This is a genomic window from Streptomyces sp. NPDC003032 (genome assembly GCF_053591415.1).
Window position 1 is genome coordinate 1 of record NZ_JBSFTT010000112.1, and the last position, 2,501, is coordinate 2,501.

The 2,501-nt window shown below is 63.9% G+C and carries 2 protein-coding genes and 2 pseudogenes; 3 read left to right on the forward strand and 1 reads right to left on the reverse strand.

Going from position 1 to position 2,501, the window contains the following annotated elements; genetic code table 11:
* Nucleotides 1-185: 185 nt before the first annotated feature.
* Both ACWDZ7_RS42695 and ACWDZ7_RS42700 read left to right on the forward strand, forming a co-directional pair.
* Nucleotides 186-809: an SMI1/KNR4 family protein gene (locus ACWDZ7_RS42695; RefSeq protein ID WP_451804342.1), complete on the forward strand. Its 624-nt coding sequence runs from the start codon at nt 186-188 to the stop codon at nt 807-809.
* A gap of 197 nt (nt 810-1,006) precedes the next feature.
* Nucleotides 1,007-1,579, forward strand: a complete 573-nt coding sequence (locus tag ACWDZ7_RS42700; RefSeq protein ID WP_451804344.1) for an SMI1/KNR4 family protein — start codon at nt 1,007-1,009, stop codon at nt 1,577-1,579.
* Nucleotides 1,580-1,682: 103 nt separating this feature from the next.
* Here the strand turns inward: ACWDZ7_RS42700 and ACWDZ7_RS42705 are convergent.
* Nucleotides 1,683-2,306: pseudogene (locus ACWDZ7_RS42705) on the reverse strand (IS5 family transposase); the annotation flags it as partial.
* Here ACWDZ7_RS42705 and ACWDZ7_RS42710 point away from each other — a divergent pair.
* Nucleotides 2,304-2,453 (forward strand): annotated as a pseudogene (locus tag ACWDZ7_RS42710) (ATP-binding protein); the annotation flags it as partial. The pseudogenes ACWDZ7_RS42705 and ACWDZ7_RS42710 sit on opposite strands and share 3 nt — an antisense overlap.
* Nucleotides 2,454-2,501 lie beyond the last annotated feature (48 nt).

Consider the following 2,501-nt stretch of genomic DNA (forward strand, 5'->3'; position numbering starts at 1 on the left):
CCGGCACCCCGCCACCCGCTACGACGTCGGTAAAACCGTAAAACGCCCCGAGACGCTCGTCGCTCTGCGTAACGGTCGATGTTAAGGAACAAGCTAAGCTTGATCTTTATCTACTGGGTCGTTGTGGTGTCGAGCTATAACGACGGTCTGGTGTCCGGATGGTGCCGCGGGCGACGATGGATGCCATGACGATTGAGGCCTCGTGGTTGCGGATCGAGAACCGGTTGTGTGAGTACTCACCGGCCGCGTACGCGTCATTGCCCCCTGCTGCGGGCTCAGACGCGGTACGCGTGGCAGAACGCCGGTGCGGGCTCGTGTTTCCCGAGGACTTGGTGGCATCCCTGCGCCGCCATGACGGCTCAGGGGAGTGCCTGCTGCCCGGCAACTACCGCCTGTCCGGCGCAGCCGAGATCGCGAAAGACTACGTGTGGTGGATCGGGTCACAACAGCGGGATGTTCCCGATGAACTGCGCTATTGGCGTTCGTCCTGGTTGCCTCTGGCCGGAAATGGCGTCGGGAATTCCCTCTTCGTCGAGATGGCACCGGGCGACCAGCACGGTCGCATCGGTGCCCACGCCCACGGTGACGGTGGACGGTTCGACGACCTGCCCCAGTACACCTCCCTGCAAGCCCTGCTCAGCTGGGCCGCGCAAGCCCTGTCCGACGGCTCTGCCACGGATGTCCTGGACTACGTGCTCACCGCGGACGAACAGGGGCTTCCGTACTGGGAGGACGCAGACGCAGAACAGGACGGCGTGTCGGTGGTCTGGGACATGGCAACCTTGGAGAACCGCTACGGACGGCTCTGACCCCTCACAAACTGTGATCACGGGCACCCACTCGAACGGGTCGCGAAATTCGGGCGGCTTCTGGCATTTCACCGGCCATGCCACGGCCATCACGCGATCATGTGCCGTGCCGAGTAAGAAACCACCTTTGAACTTCGGCTGGCTTCGCTGGAATTGGGTTGGGATCCTTGGCCTTTCGGGCGGGTGGAGGAGGACGGGTGACTGTTGAGGAGTCGTGGGAACAGATCGAGCGCTGGATAGCCCAGCATGCCCCGGAGGAAGCCTCATTACCGGCTCCCTGTACTCACGCTGAGCTGGAAGCCTTGTACGAGTCTCTCGGAAGGCAGCTGCCGGACGAGGTGGAACGCTCGCTGCTACGTCACAACGGGTCAGGTTTGACCACGATTCTTCCGCCCGGGTTCACGCTCCTGGGCATCGAGGACATCCTGAAGAAACGTGCGACCTGGTTGAAGTACGCCGCACCTGATGACGCGAATCTGGCAGAAGAAGACAAGCCCTTCCTCGTCCCCTTCGCGGCGTTGAGTGTTATTCAGCTCCTGGTCGACACCAGGACAGGCCGCATCGGCTGGTGGGACATCGAGCAGGGCTTCTTCTGGGAACGTGATGCCCTCTGGTGTTCCCTCACCAGTGCCTTGGACTTCGTCGGGAACCTGCTGGCCTCGCCGCGACCCTGGATCGCGATACTGCCGGGCGACGAAGAGTGGGAGGTGACCGACAGGCACCCGGATTTCCCCGGAACGCTCGAATGCACCGAAGACCTCGTCGACTGACGGACCTCTAGCAGGCCCCGAGTACCTCTCATTACAGCGGGCCCTACCGGGGAGCGGTTAGCGGGCAGCAGGTGTGTGATCACACCGCCCGAACTACCTCAGTGGGGCGAGGAGGTGCGGCTGTCGGGTGAACAGGCGGGCGGGTAATCCGACGGGTCATGAGCGTGATCGCGGCGAGCGTGAGCATCGCTTCGGAGTGCTCGGGACGGGTCTCGTAGTCGCGCACATTCCGGCGCGCCTGCACCAGCCACGCCAGCGACCTCTCCACCACCCACCGACGCGGCAAAAGCACGAATCCCTGAGCCCCCTTGGGCCTGCTGACAGTCTTGATCGTCAGGCGGAGGAACGACTTCGCCCAGTCCACGAGCTTGCCCGCGTGGGCCAGGTCTGCCCAGACGATGGTGATTTCGGGATGCATGAGCCGGAGTCGGAAGAGGACTTCTCGGGCGGCGACGCTGTCGTGCATGTCGGCCGGGGTGACCATCACGAACAGCAGGAGCCCCTTCAGGTCCACGATGACATGTCTCTTGCGGCCCGGCGTCTTTTTCCCCGCGTCGTATCCGGACGTGGAGCGCGGGACGGTGGCGGCGACTTTGACGGACTGCGAGTCGATTACCGCCGCCACCGGATGTGGGGATGTGCCCATGGCCCGGCGGATCCGGCGTCGCAGCTGGTCGCGGATGAGGTTGAAGACCCCCGCGGCAGCCCAGCGGCTGAAGAACCCGAATGGGGCCAGGTCTTCGGCGACGAGGTCCTCGCCACCGCCATCCTCGACCGGCTCCTCCACCACTGCGAAGTGATCTCCATCAACGGCCCCAGCTACCGGCTCAAGAACCGCCTCAAGGCGATCGAGCGAGAGAACGACGTGGCCTGACAACCCACGTCGCTTCCGGCGGCCGAACACGTGATCAGTTGCCGATCA